Origin of the sequence: Micromonospora costi (genome assembly GCF_003626655.1) — a bacterium.
Taxonomy (GTDB): Bacteria; Actinomycetota; Actinomycetes; order Mycobacteriales; family Micromonosporaceae; genus Micromonospora; species Micromonospora costi.
Genome location: NZ_RBAN01000001.1, coordinates 1,611,553 through 1,628,023, shown reverse-complemented (window position 1 = coordinate 1,628,023; position 16,471 = coordinate 1,611,553). Strand labels below are relative to the sequence as shown.

At 73.8% G+C, this 16,471-nt stretch carries 11 protein-coding genes; 6 read left to right on the top strand and 5 right to left on the bottom strand.

The window, feature by feature from the left end; all coding sequences use genetic code 11:
* Positions 1 to 29: 29 nt before the first annotated feature.
* Positions 30 to 860 (top strand): hypothetical protein, encoded by an 831-nt coding sequence (locus tag D7193_RS07315; RefSeq protein ID WP_120779328.1) that lies wholly within the window; start codon positions 30 to 32, stop codon positions 858 to 860.
* A 157-nt stretch (positions 861 to 1,017) separates the two neighbouring features.
* Here D7193_RS07315 and ppc read toward each other — a convergent pair whose 3' ends face one another.
* Together ppc and D7193_RS07305 are read right to left on the bottom strand one after the other, a co-directional pair.
* Entirely contained in the window at positions 1,018 to 3,804 is a 2,787-nt protein-coding gene (ppc, locus tag D7193_RS07310) for a phosphoenolpyruvate carboxylase (protein ID WP_120778526.1), read from the bottom strand.
* A gap of 129 nt (positions 3,805 to 3,933) precedes the next feature.
* The gene (locus D7193_RS07305; RefSeq protein WP_120778525.1) at positions 3,934 to 4,962 is read right to left on the bottom strand and encodes a hypothetical protein; all 1,029 of its coding nucleotides are present in this window, start codon (positions 4,960 to 4,962) and stop codon (positions 3,934 to 3,936) included.
* A 71-nt stretch (positions 4,963 to 5,033) separates the two neighbouring features.
* Here D7193_RS07305 and D7193_RS07300 point away from each other — a divergent pair, with 71 nt between their 5' ends.
* Positions 5,034 to 6,074, top strand: a complete 1,041-nt coding sequence (locus D7193_RS07300; RefSeq protein ID WP_120778524.1) for a S66 family peptidase — start codon at positions 5,034 to 5,036, stop codon at positions 6,072 to 6,074.
* Positions 6,075 to 6,159: 85 nt separating this feature from the next.
* On the opposite strand, the gene D7193_RS07295 is transcribed toward D7193_RS07300, so the two are convergent.
* A complete protein-coding gene (locus tag D7193_RS07295) occupies positions 6,160 to 7,080 on the bottom strand; it encodes a cyclase family protein (protein WP_120779327.1) in 921 nt (306 codons plus the stop codon).
* A gap of 338 nt (positions 7,081 to 7,418) precedes the next feature.
* On the opposite strand from D7193_RS07295, the gene mfd reads away from it, so the two are divergent.
* From mfd to D7193_RS07275, 4 genes are all read left to right on the top strand, one after another.
* Positions 7,419 to 11,138 carry a transcription-repair coupling factor gene (gene mfd, locus D7193_RS07290; RefSeq protein WP_120778523.1) on the top strand — a complete coding sequence of 1,240 codons (3,720 nt, stop codon included), beginning with the start codon at positions 7,419 to 7,421 and terminating at the stop codon, positions 11,136 to 11,138.
* 207 nt (positions 11,139 to 11,345) lie between these two features.
* Positions 11,346 to 12,137, top strand: a complete 792-nt coding sequence (locus tag D7193_RS07285) for a hypothetical protein (RefSeq protein WP_120778522.1) — start codon at positions 11,346 to 11,348, stop codon at positions 12,135 to 12,137.
* Between the two features lies 1 nt (position 12,138).
* Entirely contained in the window at positions 12,139 to 13,122 is a 984-nt protein-coding gene (locus D7193_RS07280) for a nucleoside triphosphate pyrophosphohydrolase (RefSeq protein ID WP_120778521.1), read from the top strand.
* An 85-nt stretch (positions 13,123 to 13,207) separates the two neighbouring features.
* Entirely contained in the window at positions 13,208 to 14,827 is a 1,620-nt protein-coding gene (locus D7193_RS07275; RefSeq protein WP_120778520.1) for a DUF885 domain-containing protein, read from the top strand.
* A gap of 47 nt (positions 14,828 to 14,874) precedes the next feature.
* Here the strand turns inward: D7193_RS07275 and nudC are convergent, their stop codons facing one another.
* Positions 14,875 to 15,747, bottom strand: coding sequence for an NAD(+) diphosphatase (gene nudC / locus D7193_RS07270; RefSeq protein ID WP_120778519.1), 873 nt, complete (start codon positions 15,745 to 15,747; stop codon positions 14,875 to 14,877).
* Positions 15,744 to 16,436, bottom strand: a complete 693-nt coding sequence (locus D7193_RS07265) for a hypothetical protein (RefSeq protein WP_120778518.1) — start codon at positions 16,434 to 16,436, stop codon at positions 15,744 to 15,746. The genes nudC and D7193_RS07265 overlap by 4 nt, the downstream gene beginning before the upstream one ends.
* Positions 16,437 to 16,471 lie beyond the last annotated feature (35 nt).

Genomic DNA, 16,471 nt, shown 5'->3' with positions numbered 1-16,471 from the left:
ACTTTGCGGGCGTGGGTACCGTCGTGGTCATGAAACTTCTGCTGGTGGTCGTCCTGGTGGCGCTGGTGGCCGCCGCGGTGCTCTGGTGGCGGCGCGAGAGCGCCGCGCGGGCGGCCCGTGAGCTCGCGGACGCGCGGGCGGAGGCCCAGCGCTGGTACGAGCGGCTGGGCGGCCAGGTGATGAACCTGCACGGCGACGAGCCGGCCGTGCGGCAGGCGCTGGTCGACGCGGGCGAGCGGTACAACGCCGCCGGCAGCCAGCTCGAACAGGCCCGTACGGTGCACCAGTTCCGGCTGGCCCGGGAGACCGCGCTGGAGGGTCTCACCTACACCCGGGCGGCCCGGGTCGCGCTCGGCATCGATCCCGGCCCCGACCTGCCGCCGCTGGCCGCGGCCGCGGGCACCGGCCAGCTCACCCGGGAGCGCCAGGTGCAGGTGCAGGGGCAGACGTTCAAGGCCGGCCCCCAGCCGGGGCGCGACACGCCCTACTACTACCCGGGTGGGCGGTTCCAGGGGCGTCCGGTTCCGGCCGGCTGGTACTCGACGCCGTGGTGGAAGACCGCGCTCGGCGCCGGCGCCGGCGTGCTCGGCGGCATGCTGATCGCCGACGCCCTCTTCTCGCCGGCCTTCGCCGACCCGGGCTACGGCTACGACGCCGGCTACCAGGAGGGCTTCTCCGACGGGGCCGACCAGGGTGACCAGGGCGACTACGGCGACCAGGGCGGCGACTACGGCGGGGACCAGGCACAGGCCGCGGACTTCGGTGGCGACTACGGCGGCGGTGACTACGGCGGTTTCGGTGGCGGCGACTTCGGGGGTGGCGACTTCGGTGGCGGTGACTTCGGAGGCGGCGACTTCTGACTCGCCGCCGGTCGTCCCCGACCGCCCGTCGAGGGCCGGTAGACCGACATCCCCGTGAGCCTGATGACTCAGAGGCATCACTATGCCGCACAGTCATCAGGCTCACCGACGTGATGCCCGCCCAGGGAAGCGCGCCACAGCCTCGGGCGCGAGAGGCTCAGCCCGTGTTGCGCATGCCGGCGGCGATGCCGTTGACCGTCGTGAGCAGGGCGCGCTCCAGGGCCGTACCGTCGCTCGGCGCGCGGCGGCCGCCCGGCGCCGTGGCGACCGCCCGACCGGCGGCGCCGGAGTCCCGGTACTGCCGCAGCAGCGCCACCTGGAGGTGGTGCAGCGGCTCCAGGTAGGTGTCCCGCACCGCCAGGGTGCGCTGGAGGACCGGTGAGTTCTCCAGCAGCGCGGGAGAGGCGGTCACGGCCAGCACCTCGCGCTTGGTCCGCTCGTACTCCTCCTCGATCATCGCGAAGATCGGGTGGAGCTTCTTCGGCACCAGGGTCTCGACGTACCGGCGGGCGATGGTCAGGTCGGTCTTGGTGAGCATCATCTCCACGTTGGACAGGAACGTCCGGAAGAAGTGCCAGTTGCGGTGCATCTCGGCCAGGACGTCGGCCAGACCCGCCTCGCGTGCGGCCGCCAGGCCGGAGCCGACGCCGAACCAGCCCGGGACGATCTGCCGCGTCTGCGTCCACCCGAACACCCACGGGATGGCCCGCAACCCCGCCAGGCCGGCGCCCGTGTTCGGCCGCTTCGCCGGGCGGGAGCCGATGTTGAGCGCGCCCAGCAGCTCGGTGGGGGTGGACGCCCAGAAGTACGCGGGCAGGTCCGGGTCCTCCACGAGCGAGCGGTACGAGCGGAAGGCCGCCTCGGAGACCACGTCCATGGTGGCGTCCCAGCGCTCCAGCATCTCGGCGGGCTGCCGGGGCGCGGTGTGCAGCAGGGTGGCCTGCAGCACCGCGGCCAGGGTCAACTCCAGGTTCTCCCGGGCCAGCGACGGCAGGGTGTACTTGTCGGAGATCACCTCGCCCTGCTCGGTCACCTTGATGGCGCCGTCCAGGGTGCCGTACGGCTGGGCCAGGATCGCCTCGTGCGTGGGCCCGCCTCCGCGCCCGACCGTGCCACCGCGGCCGTGGAAGAGCCGCAGGTGCACCCCGTGCCGGGCCGCCACGTCCCGCAGCGCACGCTGCGCCCGGTGGATCGACCACTGGCTGGTGGTGATCCCCGCCTCCTTGTTGGAGTCGGAGTAGCCGAGCATGACCTCCTGCACGTCGCCGCGCGCGGCGACCAGGGCCCGGTACGCGGGCAGCGACAGCAGCTCGTCGAGGAGGTCGCCGCCGGCGTTGAGTTCGGCCGGGGTCTCCAGCAGCGGGACGAAGCCGACCCGCGCGCGGCCGCTGTGCACGTCCACAAGGCCGGCCTCGCGGGCGAGCACCACGGCGGCCAGGACATCGTCCACGCCGAGTGTCATCGAGATGATGTACGACTCGATGACCTCGTCGCCGAACCGGTCCTGCGCCTCGCGGATCGTGCCGAACACGTCGAACGTCTTGCGGGCCGCCTCGGTGAGTGGGGTGTCCAGGGTGGAGAGCGGCCGGCGACCGGCCAGCTCGTCGGCGAGCAGCTTGGTGCGCTCCAGCCGGGTCAGCGACGGGTAGTCGGACACCTCGCCGACGGCCCCGTAGAGCTGGGCCAGCACGGCGTGGTGAGCCTCGGCGTGCTCCCGGACGTCCATGGTCGCCAGGTGCAGGCCGAACGCGGACACGGTGCGGATGGTGGACGCGAGCCGGCCGACGGCGGTGAGCTGACCCGAGTTGCGGGCGAGTGAGGCCCGCAGCAGCTCCAGGTCGGCGATCAGCTCGGCGGAGCCGCGGTAGTCCCGGCCCGGCACGTGCGGGGTGCCCTGGCGCAGCCGCTCGCGGGTGTTGGCGAGCTTGGCCTTCACGCAACGTGCCTTGAGCCGGTACGGCTCCTCGGCGTTGACCCGGCGGAACCGGGGCGCCACCTCGGGCAGAGCGTCCAGGTCGGCGGCGAGGCTGGCCGAGAGGTCCAGCGACACCCCGCGCAGCCGGCGGGACACGGACACCTCGTTGATGAGGTGCTCCATCGCCGACTCGGTGGCCTGGATGCCGTGCTCGTGCTGGATCCGCAGCACCTCCCGGGTGACGGTCGGGGTGACGAACGGGTTGCCGTCCCGGTCGCCGCCGATCCAGGTGCCGAAGGTCAGCGGGCGGGCGGTCGGCGACGTCTCCACGCCGAGCGTGCGGAGCGTGTCCGCGAGGTCGTCGAGGACCTGCGGGGCGGCCTCGGCGTACAGGTCGCGGAGGTAGTAGATGGCGTTGCGCGCCTCGTCGGTGGGGTCGGGCCGGTCCAGCCGCAGCTCGTCGGTCTGCCACATGAGGTCCAGCAGCTCGGCGAGCCGGCGGTTGGCGGGGCCCTCGTCGCTCGCGCCGTAGAGGATCGCGTTCGCGGTCTCGGCGTCCAGCTCGTCGGCGATCGCGCGCAGCTTCGACAGGATCGACCGGCGGGCCGCCTCGGTGGGATGTGCCGTGAAGACCGGCCGGACCGCCAGCCGGCGGGCCACCGAGGCGATCTCCTCGGCCGGCACCCCGCGCTCGGCGATCATCTTGGCCGCCTGGTCCAGCCAGCCACCGTGTACCGCCCGGCGCCGCCGCAGGTCGCGGGCGCGGTGCACCTGCTCGGTGATGTTCGCGAGGTGGAAGTAGGTGGAGAACGCCCGGGCCAGCTTGGTGCCGGTCGTGACGTCGAGCGTGGCCAGTCGCTGCGCGGCGGTCGGGGCGTCGGAGCGCACCAGCGCGCGGATCTCCTCGACCAGGTCGAGCAGGGGGCGGCCCTCCTGGCGGGCCAGTGTCTGGCCGAGCAGGGTGCCGAGGCGGCGGATGTCGGCTCGCAGGGCGGCGTCGGGGCCGTCGTGGTCGTGCTGGTCGGTCACGGGGCGCTCCTTACGTGCGTACGAAGGACAGCGCTGTCCGACTCCCCTGGATCGTATCCGCGCGCGTGCCGATGTAAGGAGGGGACCCGTGTTATCGCCTTCACACGAAATCGCCGCGCCCGTTCCGCCTCACCCGTCGGCGGACGGCGCCGAGCGTCCGGTGCCGGTGACGCGGCGGCCCCGGACCAGGGCGGCGGTGAGGAGCCCGGCCGCGCCGACCACGGCCCAGAGCGCGAGCCCCGCCGCCGGCCAGCCGGCCGACCGCCAGTCGAAGTAGACGGCCGACTTGGTCAGGTCGTTCGCCAGCCCGGGCGCGTTCCACAGGTGCATCCCCCGGAACGCGCCGGGCAGGAACTCGGGAGCGAAGATCCCGCCGGAGCCGGGATTGCCGAGCACCACGAGGAGCAGGATCACCAGCGCGGTGCCGAGCACGCCGAGCCAGCCCTGGATGGCGCTGGCGATCATCGCGGCGGCGAAGACGGCCAGCGTGCCCACGGCGGCGATCGACAGCACGTCGTGGTTCCAGATGTCCAGGCCGGGCCCGACCACGAGCGCGCCGGCGACGCCGAGCAGCACGCTGTAGACGGCGAGCGCGGCGATCCGTAGCCCGGCCCGGCGGAGCGTACGCGGGGTCGTGCCGACGCCGATCCCGAGCACGGTGGAGGCGAGGTAGCCGCCGAGCACGTACCCGACGTTCAGGTAGAAGGGGACCACGCCGCGAGGGTCCCGGGGCGCCACCGGCACCTCGTCGGTGACGGTCAGCGGTGTGCCGTTGCGCTGGGCCGCCGTCGTGAACACCTGGGTGATCGCCTCGGTGGCGGACGGTCCGGAGGCGCTGGCGACGGTGAGCAGCAGGCCGTCGGGGCGGGAGGAGAGAACCCCGTACACCTCTCGGTCCTTCAGGCCGTCGTCGGCCGCGCCCGGGTCGTCGTACTCGACCGGCTTGACCGTGTCGGTCTGGCCGCGTACCGCGGACAGGACCGCCGCGGCGCGCTGGTCGCCCAGGGCGAAGCCGACCGGCAGGTCGTGCGGCCGGGGGTCGTGCAGCGCGCCGACGTAGGCGGCGATGAACGCGACGGCGAGCGCGAGCGTGCCGAGGAGGAGGCCGGCGGTGCGCGGCAGCCAGCCCCTCGTCCGCACCCGCGCCGACTCCGCCACGTCGCCAGCGTATGGCTTATGTCGGTGTTTGCCGGGTGAAAACCCCTTGGCCGCCCGGTTAGCGTTCGATCATGGAGCCGCTGAGCTATCCCCCGAAACCGAAGCCCGGCGACCGGGTCGCGATCGTCTCACCCTCCGCCGGGCTGCCGGCGATCTTCCCCCACGTGTACGAGCTGGGGCTGCGTCGGCTGCGCGAGGAGTTCGGCCTGGTGCCCGTCGAGTACCCGACGACTCGGGTGATGGGAGCGGACCCGCGCGACCGCGCCCGCGACCTCACGGCCGCCTTCGCCGACCCGACGATCACGGCCGTGCTCGCGACCGTCGGCGGGGACGACCTGATCACCGTCACCCCGTACCTGGACGACGCGGTGCTGCGTGCCAACCCCAAGCCGTACTTCGGCTACTCGGACAACACCAACGTGCTCAACCACCTGTACCGGCTGGGCATCGTGGCGTACCACGGCGGGTCGGTGCTCGTGCACCTCGGCCGGTCCGGCGCCCCGCACCCGCTGACCTTCGAGTCGCTGCGCGCCGCGCTGTTCACGTCCGGCTGGTACGAGTTGACGCCCGCCAAGGAGTGGGGCGACGAGCCGCGCGACTGGCGCGACCCGGCGACGCTCACCGAGGAGCCGGTGATGTTCCCCGGGGAGGGCTGGCGCTGGCAGGGGCCGGAGCGCCTGGTGACCGGGCGGACCTGGGGCGGCAACCTGGAGATCCTGCACTGGCTGATGGCGACCGACCGGGTGCCGTCCCCGGCGGAGCTGGACGGGTCGGTCCTGCTCATCGAGACGTCGCAGGAACTACCGCCCGCCGAGGAGGTCTTCCGCATCGTCCGCAACATGGGCGAGCGCGGCCTGCTGGCCACCTTCCCGGCGGTCCTGGTGGGCCGGCCGAAGGCGTGGGAGTTCGACCGGCCGCACACGCTGGAGCAGCGGCTGGCCTGGTGCGAGGCGCAGCGGGAGGCGGTCACGAGGGCGCTCGCCCCGTACAACCCCGACGCCGTGGTGGTCTTCGACGTCGACCTCGGCCACACCGACCCGCAGCTGATCGTCCCGTACGGCGGCGAGATCCGGGTGGACGCGGTCGAACGGCGGATCTCGGTGCGTTACTGACCACCGGGGTCAGGCGTCGGCTGACCCCGGCGCGGTCGTCGCCTCCCGGTCAGGCGTCGGCTGACCTCGGCGCGGTCGTTGCGTCTCAGGCGTCGACGATCGCGAAGGCGCGTACCGGGAAGGTGCCCATGCCGGCGACCCGGGGCGGCGCCGCGGTGAACCGGAAGCCCTCCGGCGGCAGCGCGTCGAGGCCGGTCATGTGCTCGACGATCGGGATGCCGGCGGCCAGCAGCACGCTGTGCGCGGGGCGCTCGCCGTGGGCCGCCGGGCTCATGTCGTCGATGTTGATCGAGTCGATGCCGACCAGGGCCGCGCCCGCCTCGACCAGCCACTCCGCCCCGTCGCGGGTCAGGTGGGGCGCGGCGTGGTCGGCGTACCGCTCCGTGCCGAAGTGCGCGTCCCAGCCGGTGTGCAGCAGCACCGCCCTGCCGGCCACGTCGTACGGCGCGAGCATCAGCCGGTCGACGGCGCGGGTGCCGGCCGGCACCCGTACGACCAGCCCGGGCAGATCGGCGAGGCGGTCCAGCGGCAGTTCGGCGAGGTCGACTCCGTCCACCCAGCGGTGTGACGGGGTGTCGAGGTACGTACCCGTGTTGGCGATCATCTCGATCTGCGCCACGTGGAACTCGGTCCCCGGCGCGTAGTTCGCCCGGGACGCCTCCCGGGTCAACCAGTCGCTGATCCGGGGCGCCGGCCAGCCGGGCAGGGTGACCATGCCGTCGCTGATCACGTGGCTCAACTCCACCAGCCGGCGGGCGCCCGGTCCGCCGGGCTGCGCGCCGGCCACGCCGCGACCGCCCTTGTGCGGCTCCTGGAGGATCGTCTTGTTGCGGACGCGTACCTCGGCGACCATGAGCAGACCCAGATGCCGGACGAGCAGCGCGGCCAGGTCCTCGTCACTGATCTCCGGGCCTGGAATGTCCAGCCGGAACCCCTCCGTACGCAGCCCGCCGCCGTTGGCGAAGCTCACCTCCGCGTCGAACTGTGCCCGCCACTGCTCGCTCATCCCGAAACCCGACCACGCCACCCCAGGCACGGTCAAGATCCCGCCGACCTCCGCCCGACCAGGATCCGCACGCCCGACCAAGATCCGCCCGCCCGGCCAAGATCCGCGCAACTTCAGGGATGTAGTGGCCTCCGGCGGGCGTTGAGGCCACTACATCCGAGATGTTGTGCGGATCTTGGGCGGCGAGCAGCCCAGGTGACAGGCGGGCCGGAAGGCGGCCGGTGTCGGTCGGCGGAGATAGGCTTGTGATCGTGCACCCCCCGTCCGGCTGGACGCGGGGGATCTGCTCGTGTGCTCCGAGCACACCCACGCGCGTCGACTCCCCTGGAAGTGATCGCATGCTCACCGGACTGTTCTCCGCCGCCCTGGCCGATCCCGGGCTGGCCCGGGCGCGTGACCTGGCGCGCTCCGGTGCCGCACAGGTCGACGGGCTCGACATCACGGCGCCGCCGGCGCTGCGCCCGTTCGCGGTCGCCGCCGTCGCCGCCGACCCGAGCGAGCCGGCCACGGGCCAGCCCGACCCGGCCGCGGGCCAGCCCGACCCGGCCACGGGCCGGCCCGACCGGGCCAAGCCGGGCCAGGCAGACGCGGGCGGCGCGGGGCGGCCGGTGCTCGCGGTCACCGCGACCACCCGCGAGGCCGACGACCTGGCGGCGGCGCTGGGCAGTCTGCTCCCGGCCGAGCAGGTCGCGGTCTATCCCTCCTGGGAGACGCTGCCGCACGAGCGGCTGTCCCCCCGGTCCGACACGGTCGGGCGGCGGCTCGCCGTCCTGCGCCGGCTCGCCCACCCGGAGGCGGCCGACGCGCACGGTCGCACCGGGCCGCTGCGGGTGGTGGTGGCCCCGGTGCGTTCGCTGCTGCAGCCGCAGCTCAAGGGCCTCGGTGACCTGGAGCCGGTGCAACTCGCCCCCGGTGCCGAGGCCGACCTGGAGGAGGTCGCGCGCCGGCTCACCGACATGGCGTACGCCCGGGTCGACCTGGTCACCAAGCGCGGCGAGTTCGCGGTGCGCGGCGGCATCCTGGACGTCTTCCCGCCCACCGACGAGCACCCGTCCCGGGTCGAGTTCTGGGGCGACGAGGTGGAGGAGATCCGCACCTTCGCCGTCGCCGACCAGCGGACGATCGAGCAGGTCAGCGGCCTCTGGGCGCCGCCCTGCCGGGAGCTGCTGCTCACCCCGGACGTCCGGAAGCGGGCCGCGGCGCTGGCCGAGCGGCACCCGGAGCTGGCCGAGATCCTCGACAAGCTCGCCGAGGGCATCCCGGTGGAGGGGATGGAGTCGCTGGTCCCGGCGCTGCTCGGCAGCGAGAGCCTGGAGCTGCTGCTGGACGTCATGCCGGCCGGCACCCACGTGCTGCTCTGCGACCCGGAGCGCATCCGCACCCGCGCCCACGACCTCGTGCGTACCTCTGAGGAGTTTTTGCAGGCCAGCTGGGCCGCGGCGGCCGTCGGCGGCCAGGCCCCGGTCGACCTCGGCGCCGCGGCCTTCCGCAGCCTCGCCGACGTACGCGCGGCCGCCGCGCGGCTGGGCCAGCCGTGGTGGACGCTGTCGCCGTTCGGCCTGGCCGAGGCGGAGGCCGCTCCGGCGCGCCAGCCCTGGGAGGACGCGCCGGAGGAGGTCAGCGTCACCCCGGACGACGCGATCGCGGTGACGCTGGCGGCCCAGCCGGCGCCGCTCTACCACGGCGAGACGGCCCGGGTGGTCGACGACCTGAAGCGCTGGGCCGGCGAGGGCTGGTCGATCGCGCTGGTCTTCGAGGGCCACGGCCCCGCGCAGCGGGCGGTCGAGGTGCTCCGCGACGGCGGCCTGGGCGCCCGGTTCACCGAGGACGTGCCCGCGGCTCCCGCCGCCGGCGAGCTGCTGGTGACGTGCGGCTCGCTGACCGCGGGCTTCGTCGACGAGGCGTCCCGCTTCGCCGTCCTCACGGGCAACGACATCACCGGCGGGCGGGGCGCGTCGACGCGCGACATGCGCAAGATGCCGAGCCGGCGGCGCAACACGATCGACCCGCTGGAGTTGAAGGCCGGCGACTACGTGGTGCACGAGCAGCACGGCATCGGCCGGTACGTGGAGCTGGTGCAGCGCACCGTCAACGGCGCCAGCAGGGAGTACCTGGTCATCGAGTACGCGCCGAGCAAGCGCGGCCAGCCCGGTGACCGGCTCTTCGTCCCGACCGACCAGCTCGACCAGCTCAGCCGGTACGTCGGAGGCGAGCAGCCCACGCTGCACAAGATGGGCGGCTCGGACTGGCAGAAGTCCAAGGCGCGGGCCCGCAAGGCGGTCCGCGAGATCGCGGCCCAGCTCATCCAGCTCTACGCCGCCCGGAAGGCGTCCAAGGGGCACAACTTCGGCCCGGACACGCCGTGGCAGCGGGAGCTGGAGGACGCCTTCCCGTGGCAGGAGACACCGGACCAGCTCGCGGCGATCGAGGAGGTCAAGCGGGACATGGAGCAGACGGTCCCCATGGACCGGCTGATCTGCGGCGACGTCGGCTACGGCAAGACCGAGATCGCGGTGCGGGCCGCGTTCAAGGCGGTGCAGGACGGCAAGCAGGTGGCCGTGCTGGTGCCCACCACGCTGCTGGTGCAGCAGCACTACAACACGTTCGCCGAGCGGATGAGCCAGTTCCCGGTGACCATCCGGCAGCTGTCCCGGTTCCAGACGCCGAAGGAGGCCGAGCAGACGCTCGCCATGGCGGCCGACGGTACGGCCGACATCGTCATCGGCACGCACCGACTGCTGCAGGCGGCCACCCGGTTCAAGTCCCTCGGCCTGGTGATCGTGGACGAGGAGCAGCGGTTCGGCGTCGAGCACAAGGAGCACCTGAAGACGATGCGCGCCTCGGTCGACGTGCTGAGCATGTCGGCCACCCCGATCCCGCGGACGCTGGAGATGGCGATCACCGGCATCCGTGAGATGTCCACCATCGCCACCCCGCCGGAGGAGCGCCACCCGGTGCTCACCGCCGTCGGGGCGTACGACGACCGGCAGGTGGCCGCGGCCATCCACCGCGAGCTGCTCCGCGACGGGCAGGTCTTCTACCTGCACAACCGGGTCGAGTCGATCGAGCGGGCGGCACGGCGGATCCGGGAGCTGGTACCCGAGGCCCGGGTCGCGGTGGCGCACGGCCAGATGGGCGAGGAGGCGCTCGAGAAGGTCATGGTGGGCTTCTGGGAGAAGGAGTTCGACGTCCTGGTCTGCACCACGATCGTCGAGTCCGGCATCGACATCCCGAACGCCAACACCCTGATCGTGGAGCGCGCCGACCTGCTCGGCCTGGCGCAGCTGCACCAGATCCGCGGCCGGGTGGGCCGGGGCCGGGAGCGCGCGTACGCGTACTTCCTCTACCCGGCCGACAAGCCGCTCACGGAGAACGCGCACGAGCGGCTGGCCACCATCGCCCAGCACACCGAGCTGGGCGCCGGCATGTACGTGGCCATGAAGGACCTGGAGATCCGCGGGGCCGGCAACCTGCTCGGCGGCGAGCAGTCGGGCCACATCGAGGGCGTCGGTTTCGACCTGTACGTGCGGATGGTCGGCGAGGCGGTGCAGGCGTTCAAGGGTGAGCGCCCGGAGGAGGAGGTCGATGTCAAGATCGACCTGCCGGTCGACGCGCACCTGCCGCACGACTACGTCGGGGTGGAGCGGCTGCGGCTGGAGATGTACCGCAAGCTCGCCGAGGCCCGCGACGAGGAGCGGCTGCGCGAGGTGGTCGCCGAGATGACCGACCGCTACGGCGAGCCGCCCGCCCCGGTGCAGAACCTGGTCGCGGTGGCCCGGTTCCGGCTGCTGGCCCGCCGGTACGGCCTCACCGACGTGAGCATGCAGGGCAAGCACATCCGGTTCAGCCCCCTGCCGCTGCCCGACTCCAAGCAGATGCGGTTGAAGCGCTACCACCCGGACGCGGTCTACAAGCAGGCCACCGACCAGGTCAGCGTGCCCCGGCCGAGCACGCGTCGGGTGGGCGGCGAGCCGCTGCGCGACCAGGCGCTGCTGGAGTGGTGCGGCCAGCTCCTCTCGGACGTGCTCGGCGAGCCGGCGCTGGTCGCCGCCGGCTGAGGCCCACGGCCGGCTCAGGGCCACGGCCGGCTGAGGTCCGCGGCCGACCGAGGGCCACGGCCGGCTGAGGTCCGCCACCCGGGCCGCGACCGCGTCGACCCGCCGATGTGGAGGGCGACAGGTCGTGGCCGCGGGCGGGCGGCCGGCCGCCCGCCCGCAGGGTGGGGGGCGTCACAGGCGGTTGTCGGGCATGAGAGAGTGGCGGGCATGCGTGCACGTCGTCTGATCGCCGCCGCCAGCGTCGCGGCCCTCGGTCTCCTCTCTCTCGCCGCCTGCGGGAAGTCCGCGCCGGACGTCGCCGCGTACGTGGGCGACACCGCCTGGTCGCTCGAGCGGGTCGACGAGATCTACGACGACGCGCAGGCGAAGTACGGCGAGGCGGTCCGCCAGGAGGCGGGCCAGACCGGTGCGACCCCGGCGCCCGAGCAGCTGCGTTCCACCGTGACCCGGCAGGACGTGCTGAACCTGCTGGTGAGCATGGAACTCGGCAAGCGGGTCGTGGCCGCGAAGAACCTCCAGGTGCCCGACCAGATCAGCCCCGAGCAGCTGCAGCAGGGCCTGCGGGTGCCCGCCACCGCCGAGTACACCCGGCTCTGGGGTGAGTGGGTCGACATCCTCCAGGCGCTCAACCAGCAGCTTCCGCCGGCCGATCTGAACGACGACGCGATCATGGCCGTCTACCAGGCGATCGCCAAGACCGGGGCGATCGACAGCGGGCTCTCGATGGACCAGGTGCGGCAGGCGTTCGGCGACGGCGGGTTCGTGCGTGCGGCCTCGGCGGTCAGCGCCGCGCTCGAGGAGGAGTCCGAGCGGGCCGACATCTCCGTCAACCCGCAGTTCCGTGAGGTCGGCGTGCCGTCCTTCGTGAACGGTCCGCAGGGCCTCGTCTTCTACTCGCTGCCGTACATCGACCGCAGCGGCCCGGTCACCGACATCTCGACCCCTGAGCCGCCGGCGGCCACCGCCAGCGAGGAAGCGGTCGACGGTACGGAAAGCTGAGATGGCTGGCCGGATCGTCCTGCTCGTCACCTCGCCCCGGCTTCCGGCCGGGCTGCTGACGGCGGGCGCCTGGGACGTCGTACGGTCGGCACCGGTGCTGACCGGCGCGGAGAGCGAGCTGACCGTCGCGGTCCGTGCGGCCGGTGGCCGGGTCAGCGTGGTCGACGGCCCGGCGACGCAGCCGTTGCTGGACGCGGTCGGCGCGCACGGGACCGCGGTCTGGCTGGCCGGGCCGGCCGGTGACGAGCCGCTCGCCCGCGAGCTGGGGCTGCGGCTGGCCCGGGAGCCGGGTCTGGCCGAGCTGGAGCTGATGTACGGGTCGTGGGATCCGCCCGGAGCCCGCCTGCTGGACGCGGTGGCGGTGATGGACCGGCTGGCCTCCCCGGGCGGCGATCCGTGGAAGCGGGCGCAGACGCACGAGAGCCTCGCCCGGTTCCTGCTCGAGGAGTGCTACGAGGCGTACGACGCGATAAGCGCGGGCGACACCGACGCGCTGCGCGAGGAGCTGGGGGACGTCCTGCTCCAGGTGTTGCTGCACGCCCGGCTGGCCGAGGAGCTGCCCGAGGGCGAGCGGTGGACCGTCGACGACGTGGCCGGCGGGCTCGTCGACAAGATGATTCGGCGCAACCCGCACGTGTTCGCGGGTGCCGAGGTGGGCAGCCTGGAGGAGATCACCGCCAACTGGGACCGCATCAAGCGGGCCGAGAAGCCGGGCGGTTCGGTGCTGGACGGTGTGGCGCTGAGCCAGCCGGCGCTCGCCCTGGCCGCGAAGATCCTGGACCGCGCGGACCGGGTCGGGCTGGCGGTGCCGCCGCCGCTGGCCGAGGGGCAGGTCGACCCCGAGGCGCGGCTGGGTGCCGGCCTGCTGACCACGGTCGCGGCCGCCCGTGAGGCCGGGCTCGACGCGGAGGCCGCTCTCCGTCGTGCCGCCCTGGCGTACGCCGAGGCCGTCCGCGCGGCCGAACCGCCGAACCCCGCGCGTTGATCAAGAGGTTCGCGTCAGGAAACCCGCGCCCGGTGACGCAAACCTCTTGATCACCGGAGCAGGCCCGGGCCGGTAGGGTCGTCGGGTGGAATCGTTTGCCCCGCTGGCTGAGCGGATCGTCGAGGCACTGCTGGAGAGCCGGCCCGGTCTGGCCACGTCCGCCGGTGACCACCGCTTCGACGACCGGCTGCCCGACCTCTCGCCCGACGGTCGTACCGCCGACCGCACGATGCTCACCGACGCGGCCAACGCCCTCTCCGAGATCGACCCGGACGCGTTGGAGACCGAGGAGCGGGTCGACCACGCCCTGCTCAGCGCGCTGGTCGACCGGGAGCTGTTCGAGCTGACCGAGATCCGGGCGTACGAGTGGGACCCGCTGCGGCACAACCCCGGCCCGCTGCTGCACGCCATCGTGGCCCGCCCGTACGCCCCGGCGGAGGAACGGCTGACGCAGCTCGCCGGGCGGCTGGCGGCCGTACCGGACGTGTTGGCGATCGCCCGCGGGACGCTGCGCGACATGCCGCGGATCCACGCGGAGACGGCGGTCGGGCAGTTCACCGGCACGGCCGCGCTGATCCGCGACGAGGTGCCGGCGCTGCTCGCCGAGGCCCCGGGGCTGCACGGCCGTGTGGAGCCGGCCGCCACCGCGGCCATCGCGGCGCTGGAGGAGTTCGTCGCCTGGCTGCGCGCCGGGTTGGCGGCCGACGCCGGTCCGGGCCGCGACCCGCGGCTGGGCCGGCGGCGCTGGGAGGCGCGGCTCTGGCACACCCTCGACACCGAGCTGGGCGCGTCGGAGATCCTGGACCGCGCCTGGGCCAACCTGGACCGGGTCACCGCGGAGATCCGCGAGGCGGCGGTCGAGCTGGTCGGCGGGCCGGCGGACGACGAGACGGTACGGCGGGCGCTGGACCTGCTCGCCGCCGAGCACCCCGACGACGCCACGATCGTGGACCTCGCCTCGATCACCCTCGACGAGACGACGGACTTCGTCCGCGCCCACGACCTCGTCACGCTGGTGGGCGACCCGTGCGTGATCCAGGAGATGCCCGAGTTCGCGCGGGGCGTGGCGGTCGCCTACTGCGACGCGCCCGGCCCGCTGGAGACCGCGGACGTGCCCACGTTCTACTGCATCGCGCCGACCCCCGCCGACTGGCCGGCGAGTCGGGTGGAGTCGTTCTACCGCGAGTACAACGACCACATGATCCGCAACCTCACCGTGCACGAGGCGATGCCGGGGCACTTCCTCCAGCTCGCGCACGCCCGCCGGTACGTCGGGGGGACCCGGGTGCGGGCGCTCGCCGAGTCCGGCCCGTTCATCGAGGGTTGGGCGGTCTACGCCGAGGAGCTGATGGTCGGGCGCGGCTTCGGCGGCCTCCCGGTGCGGTTGCAGCAGCTCAAGATGCAGCTGCGGATGACCATCAACGCGCTGCTGGACCAGCTGGTGCATTGCGAGGACCTGCCCGAGGCCGAGGCGATGGCGCTCATGACCGGGCGCGGGTTCCAGGAGGAGGGCGAGGCGGCCGGCAAGTGGCGGCGGGCCCTGCTGACCTCCACGCAGCTCTCCACGTACTTCGTGGGCTACAGCGAGGTCGCCGAGATCGCCGCGGCCCGGCCGGACGGTGTGTCGGTGCGGGACTGGCACGACGCGATGCTCGCCCACGACTGCCCGCCCCCGCGCCACCTGCGCACGCTGCTCGGGCTCTGACCGACGGCGGGCACCGGGCGGGCCCGGCCGCGCCGCGCCCGCGCGGGTCAGGGCCGCGCGCGGGCCGCGCTCGCGTCGATCAGCCAGCGGGAGAGGGAGTACGCGGGCGGAAGCTCCGCCGGCAGCGCGTCGAGGGGAAACCACCTCGCCTGCACCAGCTCCCGGCCGTCGACCACCGGCTCGGCGGCCGGGTCGGCGGCCGCCGCGGTGAAGCCGGCGAGCAGCACTCCCGGGCCGGACATCGCCCACGGCTGGCTGCCGAAGTACGCGAGGTCACGCACGGTCAGCCCGACCTCCTCGCCGACCTCCCGGTGCACGGCCGCCTCGAGGGTCTCGCCTCCCTCCACGAACCCGGCGACCAGCGCCCACAGCTGCGTCGGCCCGTACGAGTGCCGGACCAGCAGCAGCTCGTCGGGGCGGCCGGCGGGCCCGGGCCGGGTGATCGCGACCAGCACCGCGGGGGACAGCTGCATCGGCACGTAGAGGTCGCACTCGGGGCAGCGGCGGGCCGACTCACCCGGCACGTCGGTCAGCTCAGCCCGGCAGGCGCCGCACCAGCGGTGGCTGTGCCGCCACGTCACCACCTGCAGCGCGCGCCCGGCGAGCGCGGCGTACGGCTCGGGCAGCTCGGCGGCGACCGTTCGCCAGCTCACCCAGCGGCCCGGTGTGCCGACGTCCCGCTGCCCGGCGTCGTCCGTGCCGGCCGGGAGTGCGTCCTCGACGGAGGCGACCCAGGCCGGCACGCCGTCGAGCGTGCCCAGCGGCAGCCAGGCGGTGTCCGGCGGCAGGTCGGCAACGCGGAGGAACCGCCCGTCCGGGCCGAGCAGGAGCCTGCGTCCGGCCACCACCAGCGCGAGCTCGTCGGGTTGCGCCGGCCCCGGATGCCCGGCGCCCGGCGTGAAGCGGGGCTCGGCCGTCACGAGCCGGTGGTGCGCTTGTCGACGACCCCGGCCCCGGCGGGCAGCTCGAACGCCGCGCCGTCGACCGTCTCGGAGTAGCGGCTCAGCGCGACCTCCATGGGCCGGCCGTCCACCTGCCCGGTGAAGCTGCCGAGCACCCCCTCGGTGGTCACGCAGGCGGTGAAGTCGCCTGCGGCCCGCTCCACGTCCACGCAGGTGGCGTGGCGCCCGGCGACCGTCGTGTCGCTCTGGCCGATCACCGCGTCGGGGTCGAACGCGGCGTCCGTCAGCATGCTCACCACGAGCGGCGGGGTGAGCATGCCGCGCCGCTTGGCCTCCGCGAACACGGCCACGGTGGGCTTGCTGCCCGGCGCCGGAGGCGGGGCGAGCGTGCAGACCGTTCGGCCGCCGGTCGCCGCGCACTCCGTCGTGGCGTCCTCGGTGACGGTGAGCTTGCCGCCGGGGTAGCTGTACGCGGACCGGGCCGGGTCCTGCGCCTGGGCGATCGACGCCGTCCGCCCGCCGGGCAGCTGGTAGTCGGCCGAGTACGTCAGCTCCAGCGCCCGGTCCAGCCGGGACGCGAGGTCGTTGACGAGATCGGCGTGCCCGATCGTCCGCCCGGCGTCGTCGAGGGACTGGCAGCCGGTGACTGTGAGCGACGCGATGACCGACACGGCGAGCAGGCGAAGGGTGGTCGAGGCGGCGGGCATGCCGCCAAGCCTGATCGATCAGGTCCACGCGACGC